Annotated in this window: 9 protein-coding genes; 1 reads left to right on the forward strand and 8 read right to left on the reverse strand. The window is 47.1% G+C overall.

The window, feature by feature from the left end; all coding sequences use genetic code 11:
• Positions 1–161 precede the first annotated feature (161 nt).
• The 7 genes from QUB06_RS02745 to QUB06_RS02775 all read right to left on the reverse strand — a co-directional run bounded on the left by QUB06_RS02745 (position 162) and on the right by QUB06_RS02775 (position 14250).
• Complete coding sequence (locus QUB06_RS02745) at positions 162–293, reverse strand: hypothetical protein (RefSeq protein WP_333434005.1); 132 nt, start codon at positions 291–293, stop codon at positions 162–164.
• A 315-nt stretch (positions 294–608) separates the two neighbouring features.
• The gene (locus tag QUB06_RS02750) at positions 609–6260 is read right to left on the reverse strand and encodes an AAA family ATPase (RefSeq protein ID WP_333434006.1); all 5652 of its coding nucleotides are present in this window, start codon (positions 6258–6260) and stop codon (positions 609–611) included.
• A 215-nt stretch (positions 6261–6475) separates the two neighbouring features.
• Positions 6476–7162 (reverse strand): ribonuclease HII, encoded by a 687-nt coding sequence (locus tag QUB06_RS02755; protein ID WP_333290013.1) that lies wholly within the window; start codon positions 7160–7162, stop codon positions 6476–6478.
• Between the two features lies 1 nt (position 7163).
• Positions 7164–9542: an Rne/Rng family ribonuclease gene (locus QUB06_RS02760; protein WP_333434007.1), complete on the reverse strand. Its 2379-nt coding sequence runs from the start codon at positions 9540–9542 to the stop codon at positions 7164–7166.
• Positions 9543–9951: 409 nt separating this feature from the next.
• Positions 9952–10080: a hypothetical protein gene (locus QUB06_RS02765; RefSeq protein ID WP_333434008.1), complete on the reverse strand. Its 129-nt coding sequence runs from the start codon at positions 10078–10080 to the stop codon at positions 9952–9954.
• A 931-nt stretch (positions 10081–11011) separates the two neighbouring features.
• Complete coding sequence (locus QUB06_RS02770; protein WP_333434009.1) at positions 11012–13756, reverse strand: TIGR03960 family B12-binding radical SAM protein; 2745 nt, start codon at positions 13754–13756, stop codon at positions 11012–11014.
• A 140-nt stretch (positions 13757–13896) separates the two neighbouring features.
• Positions 13897–14250: an STAS domain-containing protein gene (locus QUB06_RS02775; protein ID WP_333434010.1), complete on the reverse strand. Its 354-nt coding sequence runs from the start codon at positions 14248–14250 to the stop codon at positions 13897–13899.
• A gap of 383 nt (positions 14251–14633) precedes the next feature.
• Between QUB06_RS02775 and QUB06_RS02780 the strand changes: the two genes are divergently transcribed.
• Complete coding sequence (locus QUB06_RS02780) at positions 14634–14831, forward strand: hypothetical protein (RefSeq protein ID WP_015176637.1); 198 nt, start codon at positions 14634–14636, stop codon at positions 14829–14831.
• A gap of 719 nt (positions 14832–15550) precedes the next feature.
• Here the strand turns inward: QUB06_RS02780 and QUB06_RS02785 are convergent.
• Positions 15551–18379 carry a PAS domain S-box protein gene (locus QUB06_RS02785; RefSeq protein WP_333434011.1) on the reverse strand — a complete coding sequence of 943 codons (2829 nt, stop codon included), beginning with the start codon at positions 18377–18379 and terminating at the stop codon, positions 15551–15553.
• Positions 18380–18874 lie beyond the last annotated feature (495 nt).

The raw sequence follows: 18874 nt of genomic DNA on the forward strand, positions 1-18874 counted from the left end.
CTTTTTTCTCCTTTTTAATTGTTATTAGTAGCAAAAGTAGTCAAAGTAGTAAAGTGTATTAGTAGGCCCCATCTTATCTTAAGATGTCACAAGTCAACGGCTCCCCAGATCCTCTTGCCCTCCCCAGTAGCCGCAACCAAGCAATTTATCTGCGTAGCAGCTTAGCTGAGCATAACGCATCGTACTGCTGTTTTACATCCGTTTCCCGTGGAATCCAAGTTATTGGCATCATAACGCTTTAACTTTTGAAATACTCCCAGTTGGGTAGATTGCAGGTTGGGTGTAACTGACATCTTGCACCATTCTCAAGAACAGGCATCTTGCCTGTTCCACAAGAGATAAATTTTTTGTGGAACAGGCATCTTGCCTGTTCATAAAGGTTTATTGACAATGGTGCAAGATGTGAGGTGTAACCAAGTAAAACCCGACCTACTTACTACCTTATATCGTTTGCGAGGTTTGACCAGGAATTTCTTGATGGTACCCGCCACGTGATTTATCCCTGGAATCAATCCCAAATCGAAAATCGAAAATCCTCAAGCCCCCGCATTTATCCGTGGGGTCGCCTCTAAAATCTAAAATCTAAAATCTAAAATCGATTGACCTGCTTATACAGTGCTCATTGGCAGGAAAACATTAAATGTAGTTTTGCCCGGAATTGATTCGACTTCAATTTTTCCCTGATGCTTGTCCACAATCTTCTTGACAATATCTAGTCCTAATCCGCTGCCTTCTCCTGCCGACTTAGTAGTAAAAAACGGGTCAAATATTTTCGTTTTTATCTCTTCTGGTATCCCCCGGCCGCTGTCGGTAATGCTAATTTTAGCCTGGTAATCTTGAGCCGTTAACTCAATTGTTAGCGTGCCTCGATAATCCATTGCTTGCAAAGCATTATGAATTAAATTCGTCCAAACTTGATTGAGTTCGTCGGGATAGCACAGTAGCGGCGGCATTTCGGCATAGTTTTTGATGACCTCAACTCCCTGTTTGAGGAGATTTTGATACAGGGTTAAGATTGTTTCAATACCTTCTGTAATACTGGCTGCTGTTTTTTCGCCCGACTGTTCGTAGCGGGCATAAGTTTTTAAGGCAAAAACTACTTTTGATGCTCTGTCTGTGGCGGTGTTGATAGTAGCGATGCCTCTTTTTAATTCGGAAAGTTTGTAGGCGATTTCCAAGAGATGTAAACTATCGGATCTTTGCAACAAAGGGACAAAGGTATCAATTTCATTATAAACGCCCATGATCACTAGGCGATCGGCTACGGTATCGGCACTGTCAATTCCTAATTCTTCCAGTTGGCTTCTCAAAGCTCTCTTCAATTTGCGTTCTTCTTTGGTTGATAAGCTTGCTTCTTGTTGGAGCGATCGCTGAAGTAAACTCAAGAAATTATGTGCTTCTTCTGGGGAGAGAGATTGAAAAAGTGCGGGCAACTGTTCTAAAGTTTGATTCAAGAACTTAGAAACATTTCCTGCTGAGGAGCGAATCGCGCCCAGGGGAGTGTTAACTTCGTGGGCAACTCCGGCAACCAGTTGTCCTAAAGCGGCCATTTTTTCTGATTGAATCAATCCTTCTTGGGCGGCTTTGAGATTGCTTAAAGCTTGTGATAATTCTTGAGTGCGTTCTTCTACTTTTGCTTCTAAATTGGCATAGAGTTGGGCATTTTCTATGGAGATGGCGGCTTGAGAGGATAAAAGTTTTAAGACTGCTAATCTGTCGGGAGTAAATGCACCTGTTGTGAGGTTATTTTCTACGTAAAAGATGCCGATCGCCTTTCCTTGATGTTGAATCGGCAGACACAAAACCGACTTGGGTTGATGCTGGATGATATAAGAGTCAGCAGCAAAGGTAGCCTCAGTCGTCGCATCATTAATTACCAAAGTTTCTTGGGTGCGCGAGACATAGTTAATAATCGCGATCGGAATTTCGTTAGAGTCAACAACGGGAGTTGAGCGCAGGTTGCACAATTTACCGCTCGCACATTGAGCCGCGACGAAGAAAGAATCTTTTTCTCTCAAAATCATAGCTCCTTTTTCTGCGCCCGCATTCTCAATCATCACTTGCATCAAAGTGGAGAGCAACTTATCGAGGTTGATTTCTCCTGAAAGTGATTGAGAGGCTTTGATTACTGTTGCCAAGTCCAGAATTTTTGAAACACCTGAACTGGTACTAGCAACAGTTCCACTCATCATTTTCGCAAGTGTCTGACCTCTCTTTAAGCTCGTTTTCGGGTGAAAAATAGGCGTTAGTAATTGGAGATAGTGCTGTTCTAAATCCTCAAGTTTTGCCTTGGCTCCCCAGCGTGCATAGGCGTAGTAAGCATCCGTTAGGTAGACTTGGGCAATTTTTTCTTTTCCCCAGCTTAAATAGAATTTGGCTGCCAGCTCATTGCTAAGTGCTTCTTCGTTAATGTACTGATTTTCTTTAGCGAGTTTAATGGCGCGATCGTAATAATCCATCGCCTCCATATTTTGACCTAAAACTCGATGTCGTTCAGCCTCTACTAAATACCATTTATGCAAATAATTCATGGGAGCATTTTGCGCCCACTGATGCAGGGTGCTTTGATAGGTTTTCACCAAGGCAAGAATGGAAGCTTGCTCGGTTTCTGGCTGTGTCGGAAAAAGTGCCAGGTGGGTGAGGGCGGCATAAAAATGGAAAATGGGAACAAAAACCGATCCCGATACTCCCATCAAATACTGTTTGACTTGGGAAATGTGGTCTAGGGCAGCCGTATAATTCCCATAGCAGTAAGCAAGCAGCAGTTTGAAGATGCAGGCACAGGCGATCGCCGTGAATTCATTATCCTGATAGTGCTTGGGAATCATCACCGTTTCATCGTAGGCGGAGCCTATTAAGCAATCCGGCCGCATACGGGTTTCCCTCAAGTTCTGCACCGTCTGCTGAACCATATCCAAATAAATCTGAGCAGAATATTGTTTCAACTGCGCCATAACAGCCCTGTAACCTGCTATTTCTGGTTCCCAAGTGTCTAGTTCTACCCCAGCGAATAAATGCGTATAAAAATAAATATATATGTTGTAGCCAGCGTCTACAAAGTCGCCAGTTTCCATGCCAGCCGTAAAGCCATCTTTCACCGTCGGTATCGTTGCCAAAAGAGATTCTTGATGATGCTGAATCCAGCCACCAAACAAAAGTAGAACGGTGGGCTTGAGTTCGGGCACATTGAACCTATCCAGCAATGAGAGTGCCAATTGCCCAAAGCCGTAGCCCGTTTCCACCTCTTGTAAAAAGGCACATAACACCATCCCGTGCATCGCATACCCCACCGTCGATGCGGGCGCATTCCCAAAGGAGAGCGATAAACTCACCATCGTGGAGCTCAGCAGGGGCAGCAAACCGGGCATTCCCTGGAAAATGGGTGGAAACAACATACCAGACAGTTGCATAGCTGCCTGAGTCTGTGGATTTGTCATCACAGGTAGGTCAACCAATTCCTCAATCCTTCTGCCGCTTAGTTGGCTCGCAAGGGCTTGTAGCGCTTTGCTAATCTTGGCTTTATCAGGCTCGGCAGGGAGTTCAATCCCCAATTGCCAGAGTGCATCTCTTGCTACTGCGATCGTTTCTAACACCTTGCTCTGGGCTGTCTGAGCGGCAATTTGAATTTCGTAAATTTTAACTCGATCTAAAATTGTCTGAGCTTCTTGCAACACCAGTGCTGCCATCTCTTCCATGCCATCAAGGTCAGCATTCAAATAGGCGGCTTCGGCAGCAGCAACATAGAGATTCAGGGTCAATTCATACTGACTCTGCCAGCAGTTGGCCCTCAAGAGTTGAATCCCTGTTTGCAGATAGATATTTGCCGCAGCATAAGCAGTTGAAGCTTTAGCTTTACGTCCGGCAATTAAATTTAATTGAGCTAATTGATCTCGCTCAGTCTGATAGTCAATTAACTCCAACCCCATATTCAACTGGTTGACAATATCAAAAATTTTATCTTCTATTTCTGCTTCAGGAGTATTCCTCAACAGCAGTTGCCCAATTTCGAGATGGGTTGACTGTTTCTGGGATTCGGGAATCAGAAAATATGCTGCTTGCTGCACTCGGTCATGTAAAAACTTGTAGGGAACCGATAACTCCGACGCTTGTGCAACTTCAACTGATTCCGAGTCCTGAAAAAACTTGTAAACTTCAGTAATCGGAATAACTAACCCTTCTTGCAACGCTTTCCACAAATGACCCGCTGTCTCAGTATGAGATTTTTCATGAACAATTGCCAGGGTTGCTAAGTCAAATTGGTTGCCAATACAAGCTGCAAGTTTCAGAACATTCTGGGTATCTAGGGGCAACTTTTGCAACATAATCGCCATAAACTCGACCACATCATCGATCAAAGCTTGCGCCCTAACTCGGGCAATATCGCATTGCCACCCCCCCCCTGCACCCCCTTGCCGAGGGGGGGTTGGAGGGGTAAAATCAAAGGTAATTAACCCATCTTTATGAAGAGATTTGAGAAATTGAGTAGCAAAAAAAGGATTGCCTTTGGTTTTAGTAAAAATTAGTTCTGTCAGAGGAATCGTCCTTTCTGGCGGACAGGAAAGAGTATCGGCAATCAGGCGATTCAGGGAAGTTTTGTCTAGGGGTGCTAAAGTAATTTGGTTGACTGTTGCAGAGTCTTTGCGAAGCTCATCCAAGGTCAGGATCAGTGGGTGTGCTGGAAAAACTTCATTATCCCGATACGCTCCCATTAACAACACATAGCGGGTCTTCGTCTCGCTCCTCAACAATTGCATTAGCTTCAATGAATCCGAGTCGGCCCACTGCAAATCATCCAAAAAAATTACTAAAGGATGCTCTTTTGTTGCGAACACTCTGATGAAATTTTGAAATAATAGATTGAAGCGATTTTTAGCGGCTGTTCCCTCTAGTTGGGGGACTTTTTTCTGCTGGCCAATCAGGTGTTCTAATTCAGGAATGACATCAATAATGACCTGACCGTTTTCACCCAAAGCCTCCAATATTTTGACTTTCCATTTCTGCACCTGGGTCGCACTTTCGGTGAGTAATTGCCGCATCAAATTCTGGAATGCTTGTACCCATGCAGAAAAGGGAATATCGCGCTTGAATTGGTCAAATTTTCCTTTGATAAAGTAACCCCGTTGGCGGACAATGGGTTTGTGAACTTCATTCACTACAGCGGTTTTACCAATGCCGGAAAAGCCAGCCACTAGCATGATTTCGACTCTCCCTTGCTCCCCGTTGTTAAGGGTGGGGTGACTGATGCGATCGAAGGCCTCTAATAGCGTCTTAACTTCAGTTTCTCTACCGTAGAGTTTTTCGGGAATGACGAAGCGATCGCAAATATCCCTATTCCCCAAGGCAAACTGACTAATATTGCCATTTTTTTGCCATTGCTGCCAACAATTTTCTAAGTCATATCGCAGCCCAATAGCACTTTGATAGCGTGACTCGGGAGTTTTCTCCATCAATTTAATAATGATATTATTCACCATCACCCCAATAGCTGGAACCAGATTTATTGGGGGAGTTGGAATCTTGGCAATATGACAGTGAACTAACTCCATTTGATCGGTAGAGTTAAAGGGTAATTCCCCTGTAAGTAGTTTGTAAAACGTGACTCCCAGCGAGTAAAAATCGGTGCGGTAGTCGATACCCCGATTCATTCGTCCCGTCTGTTCTGGGGACATATAAGCTAGGGTTCCTTCTAAGACGTTTGGGTTGTGGATTTCCTGTTTTTCTCTGGGTAAAAGAGAGGAAAGGCTGAAGTCAATTAATTTAACTTCTTTAGTTTTAGGGTGAATGATAATATTCTGGGGCTTGATATCTTTGTGGATAATTCGGTTATGATATAATCCTTCTAGGGTTTGGACAATCTGAATCGCGATGGGCAAAAACTCATCTAGCGGTAGGGGCGAAGTATGGGGGGAAGAAACCTCAGAATTACTTGATAGGCGATCGCCCAAATTCTTCGCTTCAGCATTAGCAGTATACTCAGCAAGGGAAACACCGCCAACATCCTCCATTACCAGAGCAAAAGCATTGCGGTAGTTTAAGAGTGCAATGGGTTTGACAATTCCCGGAAGGTCAAGATTTTTGGTAATGGTGTACTGATTCCGCAACTGCACCAGTTCGCTAACAGTGGGATACTCGCTCAATAGCAGTTTGATAATTACTTTTTGGTTTGACTCAGAAAGTCCTCGATAAACCTGTGTTCTAGAGCCATTGTAGATTTGATCAATGATGCGATAGCCGGGAATTGTTAACAAATTATCAGTCATGCTGAAGAGGTTAAATAAAGATTCTATAGATGCTACCGGAGCCTGAAAATGATAAATTTGGGAATAGACTAAGACAACTCTATTGCTTAGCTCGTTTCTCTAACAAGTGATACACATTGTTCAGCCTGTACTAGCTGAATTTTTTAATCGGAAATTCTTGGTTTTTCAAATTTTATATAATTGCGCTGGAATTAGCTAAGTTTTTCACCGTAATTTTAAGATTTTCGACAAGGACTAAAAGACACTCGGTGAAAAGCCGATCGCCCGCAGCGTTCCAAAGCCAATTTATGTTTAGCAGTACCGTATCCCTTGTTATTTGTCAAGTCATATTCAGGATACTTAACAGCCAAACGTACTATTAATTCATCGCGCCAAACTTTGGCCACAATACTAGCAGCAGCAATCTGAATCGATCGCGCATCACCCTTGATCATCGTCTCTTGCTCGATCGACAAATTGGGAATCCTTTGATTCCCATCAACCAAACACAAATCCGGCGTCACCTTCAACTTCAAAATCGCCCGCTTCATCGCCAACAAAGAAGCCTGCAAAATATTGAGGCGATCGATCTCCCGCACCGAAGCCGCACCAATTTGACAGTCAACAGCCACAGCCCGGATTTTCACAGCTAACCGACTCCGGGCTGCGGCACTCAACTGCTTGCTATCTCGCACCCCGCAACTTGCTAATTCATCGAGAACTTCGTCGGGCAAAATGCAGGCGGCAGCCACCACCGGCCCGAACAAAGCGCCTCGTCCGACTTCATCCACACCCGCAATTAGTAGAGTGTTCGAGGGAGAGGGGGAAAGGGGAAGATGGAAAGATGGGAAGAGAGTAAAAATTTCTACTTCTTCCTTCTTCCCTCTTCCCTCTGACTTCTTCCTTCTTCCCTCTGACTTCATATCACTCATCCACAACGGCTGACGAGCGGCGGCGGCGACGACGGTTGATAGCCGGCTCCTCGGGTTCGCTGGGTTCGCTGGGTTGGCTGGGTTCGCTGGGTTGGCTGAGTTCGATCGGCTCATTGAGTTCGATCGGCTCATAGGATTCGATCGGCTCATAGGATTCGATCGGCTCATAGGATTCGATCGGCTCATAGGATTCGATCGGCTCATAGGATTTGATCGGCTCATAGGATTCGATCGGCTCATAGGATTCGCCCATCACATCGCTGGATTCCTCGATTCGCTCAAAACCATCAGTTTGGTCGATCGAACTCTCGCCGTAAATTTGGGCCTCATCATCCTCAGAAAAAACAGGCTCAACTACCGACCTTTCTGGATAATAATCCCGTTCCTGTGCATTCTGTACAGGCGCCGTCGGTTCAAATTCAAATTCGAGCTGCTCGAAAGGCGGCTTGTTCGGGGCCGCTCCGGGGAGAGTCACCGAAACGATCGCATTCTTAGGATTTTTCACGCTGCGATCGGTAAGCACCAAAGGAGAAACCCCCATCAGAGCATAAACATCCTGCTCCTCCGCCGTCATTTCCACCGAAATCACCTCTGGAGGCTCCACCATCGGCTTCATCAACTCAGACTTAGCGGGACGCACGCGATCGAAATCCTCGCGCCTGCCCACAGTCGCCATATTCACTAGCCCGAAGCCCTCCGACGCGGCCCGGATGCCGGGGGGTGCGAGATACTCAGAGCGCGTATCCGCGACGGGCGCGCTCGAAGTATTCGGCAGCCGCAACTTGCTGCGTACCGGTTCCTCCTCCGCCGGGAGAGCAAAAGGCTCTTCGCCAATCCGGCGGCGGCGGCGCCGTCTAGTTCCGTTCCCCAAATCCTGATAGCTGGGATGGTTGAGCAAGTCCAAAGGCGAGGCGTTACTGCCGGTCTCAAAATCCGAACTTTCGCTCTGAGTCTGAGGTTCCCAAGCAGCCCTAGCAGGTTCGGGGGGGCGTTCTTCCCGCACTGGTGCAGGAGTTGCAGCCGCCACAGGCGTCAAGCTGCGGCGTTCCAATCCTTCGGGCAAATTCAACAAAACGCGGTTCGACGTAGCAACAGTGCGATCGGCCGATTCCCGCACCGCTGTGGCGAAGTCTTCTTCTCCGGGCAAGCGCACCAGATGACCCAATCCGCTGCAAGTAGGACAACTGTGGCCGAACAACTCGTAAATATTTTGACCTTGGCGCTTGCGAGTCAGTTCTACCAGTCCCAATTCCGACAGTTGAGCGATTTGCGGTCGAGCTTTGTCAGCTTTGAGAGCTTTATTGAAATGTTCCAGCACCTGCAACTGATCGCGGCGGGATTCCATGTCAATAAAGTCAACAATAATCACCCCGGCAATATTGCGTAACCGCAGTTGTCTAGCAATTTCCGTGGCTGCTTCGCAATTTGTCCAGAGTACCGTTTCGCGAGCCGTCGCCGATCGAGTAAACGAGCCAGAGTTGACATCTATCACCGTCAGCGCCTCAGTCGGCTCGATAATCACATAACCACCCGAAGGCAAATCAACCCTTGGTCTGAGGGCTTCTCGAATCGCAGCGTTAACGCGGAAAAATTCTAAAATCGAGGCGCGCTCTCGGTGGTGGTCGATCAAAACTCCCGCAGGAAGTTTACCGCCGTTCCAGCTCATCAACTGCTGCTTCACCCGCTTAATTCCATTTTGCGAGTCCACCACAATCCGATTCACGTCACCGCTGAACATATCCCGCAGCACCCGCTGGATAAAATCGTCATCCCGGTTGAGCAGTGCCGGCGCCCGCGAAGTACCGCCTTCGAGTTGAACGGCTTCCCACTGTTTTTGGAGGACTTCCAAATCTTCCATGATCGCTTCTTCGGTCATCCCTTCAGCTTCAGTGCGTACCAGCAGCCCCATCCCTGCCGGTTTCACCAAAATAGCCAGGGCTCTGAGGCGGTTGCGCTCGGCTTCCGACTTGATCCGCCGCGAGAGATTGACTCCCCTGCCGTAAGGCATCAGTACCAAATAGCGGCCCGGCAGGGTAATGTTGCCTGTCAGCCGGGGGCCTTTGCTGCCCGTCGGTTCTTTCATTACCTGTACCACCACTTTCTGCTGGGGGGTCAGGAGTTCTGTAATTGCTCCTGCCGAGCGTTTAAGGCGCAGGGGGCCGAGGTCTGTGACGTGCATGAACCCGTTACGTTCTGGATCTCCAATATTGACGAATGCCGCATCTATCCCAGGGAGTACATTTTCGACAATTCCCAAGTAAATGTCACTGACTTGGTGGCTGCCTGTGGCTACCACAAGTTCTTGGATTTGATCTTCTGAAAAGACGGCAGCAATGCGATGCTGCTCTGCTATAACTATCTGCTTTGTCATTCAATTTCCTCAAAAAACTGGCAGCAAGTTAGAGACACTTACGCACTCATAGTGCCTCTGACTTAGACTGTAATTAGTAGTAGCTTGAAGAGTTATTAGCTGTGAGTTGGTGCAGGGTGGAAGGAAAGTTAACTGTTGACCGTTCACTGTTAACTGTTAACTGTTGACTGTTCACTGTTAACTGTTACAGATAAAGTAGTTAAACCCGCCCGTACAGAGTTATGAGTTATGCTCAGCAGATAAATCTGAGAGATAGAAATAAGGAGGCTTTTATCGAGTTAGCAATATTGAGATTTGAGTTGACAATTGCGAAATCAATACTCAAAATTCAACACTTACAACTCTTCCTTTGAACGAGCGCGAATAAATTCATTGACACCGTACCAATTTCTTAACACACAACTTAACACTACGAACTGATAACTCCGCTTGCGTGGTGGTAGAGGGTTGGTTTTGAGCGAAAGTAGGTAGGAGTGAAAGCGTAAGGACTTTTGTTGAATTCTTGTGCGATCGCACTCAACATACCCCAGCTTGGCATTCGACTGCAACCTCCGCCCCTGCCAACCCTAAAACCTCGTCAGTCGATTTTAGATTTTAGATTTTAGATTTTAGATTTACTCCACAGATGAATCTGGGAGATTGAACTTTAGTCTAAAATCTAAAATTTGGATTCTCCACGAATTAAGTCGGGGGCTTATTTCCGTTTTTTGACGGGTCAGTCGATTTTAGATTTTAGATTTTAGATTTTAGATTTACTCCACAGATGAATCTGGGAGATTGAACTTTAATCTAAAATCTAAAATTTTGGTTCTCCACGAATTAAGTCGGGGGCTTATTTCCGTTTTTTGACGGGTCAGTCGATTTTAGATTTTAGATTTTAGATTTACTCCACAGATGAATCTGGGAGATTGAACTAGAGTCTAAAATCTAAAATTTTTGGTTCTTCACCACTTAAGTCGGGGGCTTATCTGCGTTTTTTGACGGGTCAGTCGATTTTAGATTTTAGATTTTAGATTTTAGATTTACTCCACAGATAAATCTGGGAGCTGGAACTTTAATCTACAATCTAAAATTTTTGGTTCTCCACGACTTAAGTCGGGGGCTTATCTCCGTTTTTTGACCCGTCAAAAACATCTATTGTTGAATACCCGCTCTGCGGTTTGAACCGTGAGATTTTTGAATAAGCCGACCACCGACAACCAGTCGATCGATCGAAATTAATCGCTAAATTTGGTTCAGACCCCGCTCCGGCGGGTTTGGCGCTAGATTTAGCCCGTGAATGTACAACAAAAAGGCTTGAAGTCTTGAACAGAAGCAAATTGCACCCAGCCCGCGTTGCTGGTTGACGAGGGCGGCGAGCGACTAAAGCGCTCGAGCCACCGCGGCTTCCATAACAAGCGATTATAGCGTGAAAGGACACATCCCGATCGAGAGCCGAAGGTAAAAAATTCCACCACGGCTTCCCTATCTTAACCATAACCTAGGATTAGCTGACTACGCTCAACCTGCAGAAGCTGAATTTCCTGCTGGCTGACTTGTTCGAGCATGAAAACAATATGTTCTGGCTTTAGCAAGTTGCCATCGCTGCGACAACTGCCGGTAAAGCGCAAAACGGCTCTACCTTCGGATGTACCACTCCTAGCAGAGGTGCTGCTGTCTTGTTTCTGCTCTACAAGTTCTAGTTTGTGCAGTCGATCGCGCAAATTGACATCCTGCGTCTTTCCCGACTTAGTAGTATGCACCCGCCAAAAAGCCTCGGTTTCGACGATCGTCTTGACCCAAGCTTCCCAGTTGGCATCAGGAGCCACAGAGACAGGAGCAGCATTTTCCCGGTCTAATTCGCCATTTTCTGTCAACGAGCCTGCGGAGGCCACAGTAATTACGTACTCCGCTGCTTCTAACAACTGGTTAGCAGAAGGAGCCTTGAGATCGATCGACTCAACCTTGTAAATCGGAATATTTTCCGGCAGCTTAGCGGCCAACTTTTCCCGAAAACTCTCAATATCGATCGACTCCGTGAGCTCAAAGTCGGCAATTTCCCCTGTGCTGGTAACGCCCAGAGGCAGAGCATTTGCCAGAGAAATCCGAGGGTTCGGGTGAAACCCGCCGGTAAACGAAATCGGCAAATCGGCTCTGCGGACTACTCGATCGAACAATCGGATCAAATCCAAATGACCAACCAAAGCCATATCGCCCACCTTCCCGAACCAAACCCGCAAACGCTGTTTCCGCTCGGTATTCGGGACAAACTCCCCAGCAAACTCAGGAATTGGCAGCGCATCCACAACCACATTGTGTCCGAAATCCGTGCCACACACCCCACAGCGCGAACACCCTTCAAAGGAACAGTCGGGAACCGTCGCTGCTTCTAAAGCCTTTTGCAAGTCAATTTTCAGCCAGTTTTTGTCGATTCCCGTATCTAAGTGATCCCAAGGCAAATGTTGATCCAGTAGGGGCGGTGCCCCCGTGCCCGCCCCCGCCGTTAAATTCATCCGTGTATCCGTGTCCGCATCCGTGTCGTGCTCCTCTTCCTTCTCAAAAAGATTCCACTCGCCGCTTTCGACTTGGCGGTATTTCCAGGTAAGGCCCGATTCCTCTATCGCCTGAGTCCAAGCTTTGTAAGCCTGATCCAAGCTTTCCCACCACGCATCCATACCCGCGCCAAGTTCCCAAGCGCGGCGGACTACAGCAGCCAAACGTCGATCGCCCCGTCCGACAAAATCCTCCATTGCCGAAATCCGCACATCAGTGTAATTCACCTTGACGCCCCGCATCCCCCGAAACTCTTCCTTCAGGAGTTTTTGCTTGCGGGAAAACTCAGCAGTAGAAACCGAGTGCCACTGAAAAGGAGTGTGAGGCTTAGGCGTAAAATTAGAAATTGTCAAGTTAAAAATCAGTCCCCGCCGGCCATCCACCCTGCATTCCCTGTGCAGCCAGCGGACTGTTTCGGCGATGCCCACAACATCAAAATCGGTTTCTCCGGGCAAACCTATCATAAAATACAGCTTGATTTTATCCCAGCCGCGATCGACCGCAGTTTTGACACCCCGAAGCAATTCTTCGTTTGTCAAACCTTTGTTAACGATGTCGCGCATCCGCTGAGTACCAGCTTCCGGGGCAAAAGTCAAACCGCCTTGTCGCGTACCGCCGAGAATGTCGGCAATATTATCGTCAAATCTGTCAACCCGTTGGCTGGGTAGAGACAGAGAAATATTTTTATCTTTCAGGCGATTTTTGATTTCCATCCCCACTGCTGGGAGTGCCAGATAGTCGGAACAACTCAGGGAAAGCAGGGAAAACTCGCTGTGCCCGGTGGCTTGCATCCCCTGTTCGATCGCCTCTACGACTTGCTGCGGTTCGACATCGCGCGCGGGGCGAGTCAGCATTCCCGGCTGACAGAAGCGACAGCCGCGGGTGCATCCCCGGCGGATTTCTACTGTCAGTCTGTCGTGTACTGTCTGGACGTAGGGAACCAGGCCGATCGAATAAGCTGGTATGGGAGTTGCCACGCGGCGCAGAATTCGTTCTGGAACTTGCGGGCGGTTGGGATGAACAGAACCGTCGGCCGCCATATCGTAGAATTGCGGGACGTAGACGCCTGGAATTTGCGCTAAATCCAGCAGCAATGCTTGTCGGCTCAAATTATTTGTTTTGCCTTCTGCCAAAATCAAGCCAATTTCTGGCAGCAACTCTTCTCCATCTCCCAAAGCGATGAAGTCAAAAAAGTCAGCGTAGGGTTCCGGGTTAGAAGTTGCCGTTTGTCCGCCAGCAAAAATCAGCGGCATTTGACCGTTTTGGGGATTGGTCGCTCTTTCTTGCCAAGTTAGGGGAATGCCGGCTAAATCCAGCATTTCCAGAATGTTTGTTGCTCCGAGTTCGTAGCTGAGGCTGAAGCCCAGAATATCAAATTCTGTGAGCGATCGCCTTGATTCTACGGCAAACAGGGGAGTTTTGGTCGATCGCAGTTTTGCTGCCAAGTCGGCGGCGGGCAAATAAGCCCGATCGCACAACTGCCTCGGCACAGCGTTCAAAATGTTGTAAAGGATGATGTGCCCCAGATTGGAAGCACCAACTTCATAAACTTCTGGGTAAGTGAGAACCCAGCGCACAGACGCCGCGTCCCAAGGCTTGTGCGTAGCCCCCAATTCGTTTCCCAGATAACGAGCAGGCTGATTAATCTCTGCTGTAAGTAATTCTTCGACTTTTACTGCCACGGCTCGACTCGCTAAATAGTTGCGACTCTTAAGTAGCCTACCTTAAAATCTACCAACACGCCAATGACAGTCGTCTGTGTTTTCGGTCATCTAACCGAATTTACTGGGTTTTGTTGCTTGTTGTCGCCGAGGAGGAACCTCTACCAGTGCTGGTTTACGCAGGAGTTTTCGGCTTCAAAGCTATCGACATTTTCAAATATCTCAAACACTCGATCGAGTTGGCTGAGTTCCAGAATCATCTTAATGCCGGGGGATACCGAGCAAAGACTAAACCTGCGCCCCATTTTTTTCGCCTGCTTGAGGCCCGAAACCAATGCCATCAAACCTGCACTGTCAATAAATTTTACTTCGGCCAAATCTACGAGTACCGCTACAACTCCGGGGGCTGCAATTGCTGTCGCTAGTTGCCGTCCGAATTCTTCGCAGGTGGCTGCATTCAGGTAGTCTAGGGGTCGAATCACCGTAATTGGTTTATGGGCAAGAAGTGTCTGCATATGTCAAACCTATGATTGCTACGTATTTTCAACTACTGCGCTGGACGGATGTAAGCCTAAACCTACTTGATTACTCTGAGCCTAACTTAATTTGAGGCAAACTGACCAGTTGTTGTCAGTAGTTTTACTGAATCTTTATTTATTGACTCTTTTTTATGAAGTTTTGCGTAAGATTTGGGGAGGAAACGTAAGCTACTATACTATTTTTTATTTATGCCTGTAGGTTTAGTCTTGGCAACTATAAAAATTGCGATTGACTTTGCCGTAGCTGTTAGATAAAACTGAACAATGTAATTTAAATCACTTATTAGTTCTGATCTAGATCACCTGTTTGCTCGACAGTTTAGAGGAGAATAAAACTGTACGGAGTTCTCCGACTTACTATGCAAGCAACTCATGCTATTCGTCAACTTGTAGAAAAAGCCCTCTACATTAAGCAGTTGACGCCTGACATTGAAAACGAAATCAATTACGAGCTCACCCGTTTGGGGTACATCTCGGATATTGATTATGAGGCTTTAGAGTTATTAATGGATGAAATGGATGCCGGTCGGGTGCAATTGGTATCTAGTCGTCGATAGTGGGAATCGGGCGACGAGTCCACATCCAAGAACGAAAAAATCATTGCACGGCGGGCAATAGAGGAGTGTTATAAGCATTTACGCCGACCGAATATTTTTCTAATGAAGCATCTCGTTGCTGAACTTGATATTTGAGGAGATAGTGTTAGGGGCGATCGTCCCTGCACCTATGATCAAAAGCTAAAAACTTTGACTTAAATTAAATCTATAACTTTTGGGGTATGACAAATGAGGTTAATTGTGATTCAGTCCCTGGCTTAATGAAGCACCCAGTTGTGAACTTGATATTTGAGGAGAGACTGTTAAGGGCGATCGTCCCTGAACCTCATACAATTTTAGATTTTAGGTTTTAGATTTTAGAAGTCGGACTGCTGATGATTATCAGGGTTTGAAACTTTTCTACAGTTGCATTCCTTTTAGAAACTGCTATCAGTATCAAAAACTACAGACTGTGATCTAAATTAAATTTATAACTTTTGGGGCTTGACAAATTATAGCCTTTCTCAGAAAGATGAGGTACTCATGGGCATTGGGCATTGGGCATTGGGCATTGGGCATTGGGCATTGGGCATACCTCACTTTTTTGAGAACCGCTATAGCTCTAATTCTGATTAATACTAAAAAAAGTTTTTCTTGGATTCGAGCGATCGCTCGAATCCAAGAAAATTGATGTGTAGTCACGACCTCTGTCCTGGCGGAGTCAATCTAAAATCTAAAATCTAATATCTAAAATCGTTCGATCGCGCCGCCAAACTTGCCACCACCGCCACCAACTCAGCAGGCTCGATCGGCTTGGGCACGTAAATTTGAAAACCTTGCTGCAGCGCCCGTATCCGTTCCTCTACCCTACCAACCGCCGTGAAGGCCAACGCCGGAATTTCCCTGTCCGCCATCCGCGATCGCACTTGTTGCAGCAGAGCCTCTCCGTCAAGGGCCTGTATCCCGATATCGATCGCCAACACATCCGGATTCAGCCTTTCAATCGCCTCCAACGCACCCTTTCCAGAGCTAGCAGCCTCCACCTGGGCCCCGCAATCTTCGAGCACGGTACAGGCAAAATCCAGGGAATCCGCGTCTATATCGACCACCAATACCCGCACTCCAGAAAGATTGCTGTTGACAAAAGACTCCTTTACAGGGGCTCGCGCCTTGCTTTGAGGAACCGCAAACTCCCCGGGCCCGGGAACAGAAAATCGGCAGTCCCTATGCGGCTGTTTAATTGGCAATCTCACCAAAAAGCTCGCTCCCTGTCCCTTTCCGGCCGATGTCGCTTGCACCGTCCCCCCGTGCATTTCCACAAAATGGCGCACTAGGGCCAAACCCAAACCCAATCCGTTGTACGATCGCCTTGTAGAGCTGTCAGCTTGGCTGAACCGATCGAAAACATGGGGCAAAAACTCTGGCGTAATCCCTTGTCCCGTGTCGCTGACCTCAATTTCCACACTAGCGGGCGACAAATTTTTACAGCAAGCGGATTCATCAGGGGCCATCGTCCCCTCTACCTTCCGCAGCGCCACCCTCACCTGTCCGCCATCGGGAGTAAACTTAATCGCATTCGACAGCAAATTCCAAGCTACCTGCTGCAAGCGGCCCGAATCGGCAAAAATCCGCCCCGCAGTTGGGTCGAAATCCGTCACAATTTCAATATTTTTGGCGGCTATCGCGGGCGCCAGAGTATCGATCGCAGCCTCAACAGTCGAAATCACATCCACCCACCTCAAATTCAGCGACAGTTTCCCGGTAATAATCTGCGACACGTCCAGCAAATCATCGATCAGAGTTGCCAGCGAGCGTGTATTGCGGTCGATCGTTTCCAGAGCCCGAACAGTCGTTTTTTCGTCAAACTTGCGGTTTCGCAACAGTTGTGCCCATCCCAGCATCGCATTCAGCGGCGTCCGCAATTCGTGGGACAAAGTTCCTAGAAACTCGTCTTTAATCCGGTTCGCCCGCGCCAATTCCTGGGCTCGATCGTGCAGTTCTCTTTCCAACTGCTTGCCAACCGTCAAATCGAGAATAAAAGCCACAAATTCTTGGTGCTTTTGGGCAAGCAAAACATATCCGATCAGCACCGGAATCCGGCTGCCGTCTGGCCTCCGGTATTCCTTTTCGTAGGGAGTGCAAGCCCCCGTTGCTTGTGCTTCTGCAATCCCCTTCTTGTCGAGAGACTGGTACTCCGGGGGCGTGAGGTCAATCCAGTTTAATTCCCCGCGCTGCAACTTTTCCCGCGTGTAACCAACTATCCGCAAAAATTCGTCGTTAGCCTCGATGATAGCGCCGTTAACATCCCCGAAGATAATTCCTATCAAGTTAGCTTCGGCTAACATTCTCAGCTTTTCTTCGCTAGCTTGGAGTGCAGCTTCTGTTTGCTTGCGATCGGTAACATCTTGGATGTAACCCGACAAACCAGAATCGGAAGGATAAAAACGCATTTTCAACCACTTATTCCATAACGGTACGAATTCTTCATACTCGATTGTTATCTTTTCTGCTAATGCTTTGGTAGCCATTTTGTAAAACTGTAAATCGACAGCCCCGGGAAATATATCCCCATTTTTTTTACCGATCAGTTCAGCTTGTGACTTGCCTAAAAGCTCTTGAGCTTTCTGGTTAACATAGGTATAGTTCCAATTTAAATCTACTGCGATAAAAGCGTCGGTAATGCTTTCGAGAATGTTAGTAATTTGATCGTTTGCCGATTGCAGCGCTTTAGCTGTTTCTTCTGCTTGCAACCTCGCTGCTTGTTCGCGGGACAAAGCGGCAGCGCGTTCTTGTTCTGCCAGTTTCCGATCGCTAATATCGATGTAAGAACCGATGTAACCTGCAAAAGTGCGATCGGGCCTGTACCGGGGTACGCCCGTACCCAAAACCCAGCGGTATTCCCCGTCATAGCGTCTCAGGCGGCATTCGATCCGGTACTCGCTGCGCTCGTCGAAAGCTCTCCGGTAAATATCCCGACATTCTGGCAAGTCATCTGGGTGCAAGCTTTCCATCCAACCAGTACCCATTTCTTGCGCCAAACTTCTACCGGTAAACTCCAGCCAAACTTTGTTAAAGTAATCGCCAAGTTGGTCAGTGTCCGACATCCAAATCATCACCGGCGCGGTATCTGCCATAATCCGAAATCGAGCTTCACTCTCCTGCTGCTGTGCTTCGGCTTGCTTGCGCTCGTTCCGTTCTTGAACTTCCCGCAGGGCCCGCTCAATCGAGGGCACCAAGCGTATCAAACGGCGTTTGAGAACATAATCCGTAGCGCCGCTTTTCAAAGTTTCGATCGCCACTTCCTCACCCAAAGTAGCCGAAACAAAGATAAACGGCACTCCCGGACAAGTAGTGTGGGCGATTTCCAGTGCAGCTATCCCGTTAAAACAAGGCAGCATATAATCTGCCAAAATAATGTCAAAACGTTGTTTTTCCAGCGCCGTGGCAAAGTCTTCTCGATTTTCCACACACACCAGAGAAAATTCGAGCCCGCCATCCATTAGATATGCCTCAATCAGTTCGGCATCTAGGGGACTGTCTTCTACTAAGAGGATATTGAGCGTTTTCACAAAAATTCCTTTTACTTAAATATTAATTCTCGGATACAAAATTTGCTCTGGCTGCGGCTTTAAGTGAAGCCCAAAAAAGTCTTGCGTTTTGAATCGCTTAAAAAAATGTAAAAATCAATTGGTTTCATGAGTTGAGCATTCACATCTCAATCCTAACTTCTAATCAAGTCTATTGCTGCTTGCCGCGAGGTAAATCCCCCCTCTGACTTGATTGGCTAGTACGCTTGTTTTTCCTTAACTTTCGTCTGCGTCCCAGGAATCGGCACCGCTGGAGTCTTGCTTCTGTGCAACCGTTTAGCTATACCCTGTTGAACAAATAGTTTCGCGCTTCTGGCTAGAAACAACTAGCTATGTAGTAATTTATCTCGCTTGCTACTAACTACTGCTACCTCGTTTGGCAGATTATTTTTTTGTAGTGATGCCCATGTTAATTCTATATTGTTTTGTCCCTCCTCTCAAACTCTAATTCCCTTGAATTCTCCCCTTATTTCCTGA

The organism is Microcoleus sp. D2_18a_D3 (assembly GCF_036702455.1).
Classification (GTDB): Bacteria; Cyanobacteriota; Cyanobacteriia; order Cyanobacteriales; family Microcoleaceae; genus Microcoleus.

Excerpts from the sequence above, each read along its gene's own strand:
- QUB06_RS02755 (WP_333290013.1), bottom strand. The coding sequence starts at position 7,162 with ATGAAGTCAGAGGGAAGAAGGAAGAAGTCAGAGGGAAGAGGGAAGAAG.
- QUB06_RS02750 (WP_333434006.1), bottom strand. The coding sequence starts at position 6,260 with ATGACTGATAATTTGTTAACAATTCCCGGCTATCGCATCATTGATCAA.
- QUB06_RS02780 (WP_015176637.1), top strand. The coding sequence starts at position 14,634 with ATGCAAGCAACTCATGCTATTCGTCAACTTGTAGAAAAAGCCCTCTAC.
- QUB06_RS02765 (WP_333434008.1), bottom strand. The coding sequence starts at position 10,080 with ATGCCAAGCTGGGGTATGTTGAGTGCGATCGCACAAGAATTCAACAAA.
- QUB06_RS02745 (WP_333434005.1), bottom strand. The coding sequence starts at position 293 with ATGTCAGTTACACCCAACCTGCAATCTACCCAACTGGGAGTATTTCAA.
- QUB06_RS02775 (WP_333434010.1), bottom strand. The coding sequence starts at position 14,250 with ATGCAGACACTTCTTGCCCATAAACCAATTACGGTGATTCGACCCCTA.
- QUB06_RS02760 (WP_333434007.1), bottom strand. The coding sequence starts at position 9,542 with ATGACAAAGCAGATAGTTATAGCAGAGCAGCATCGCATTGCTGCCGTC.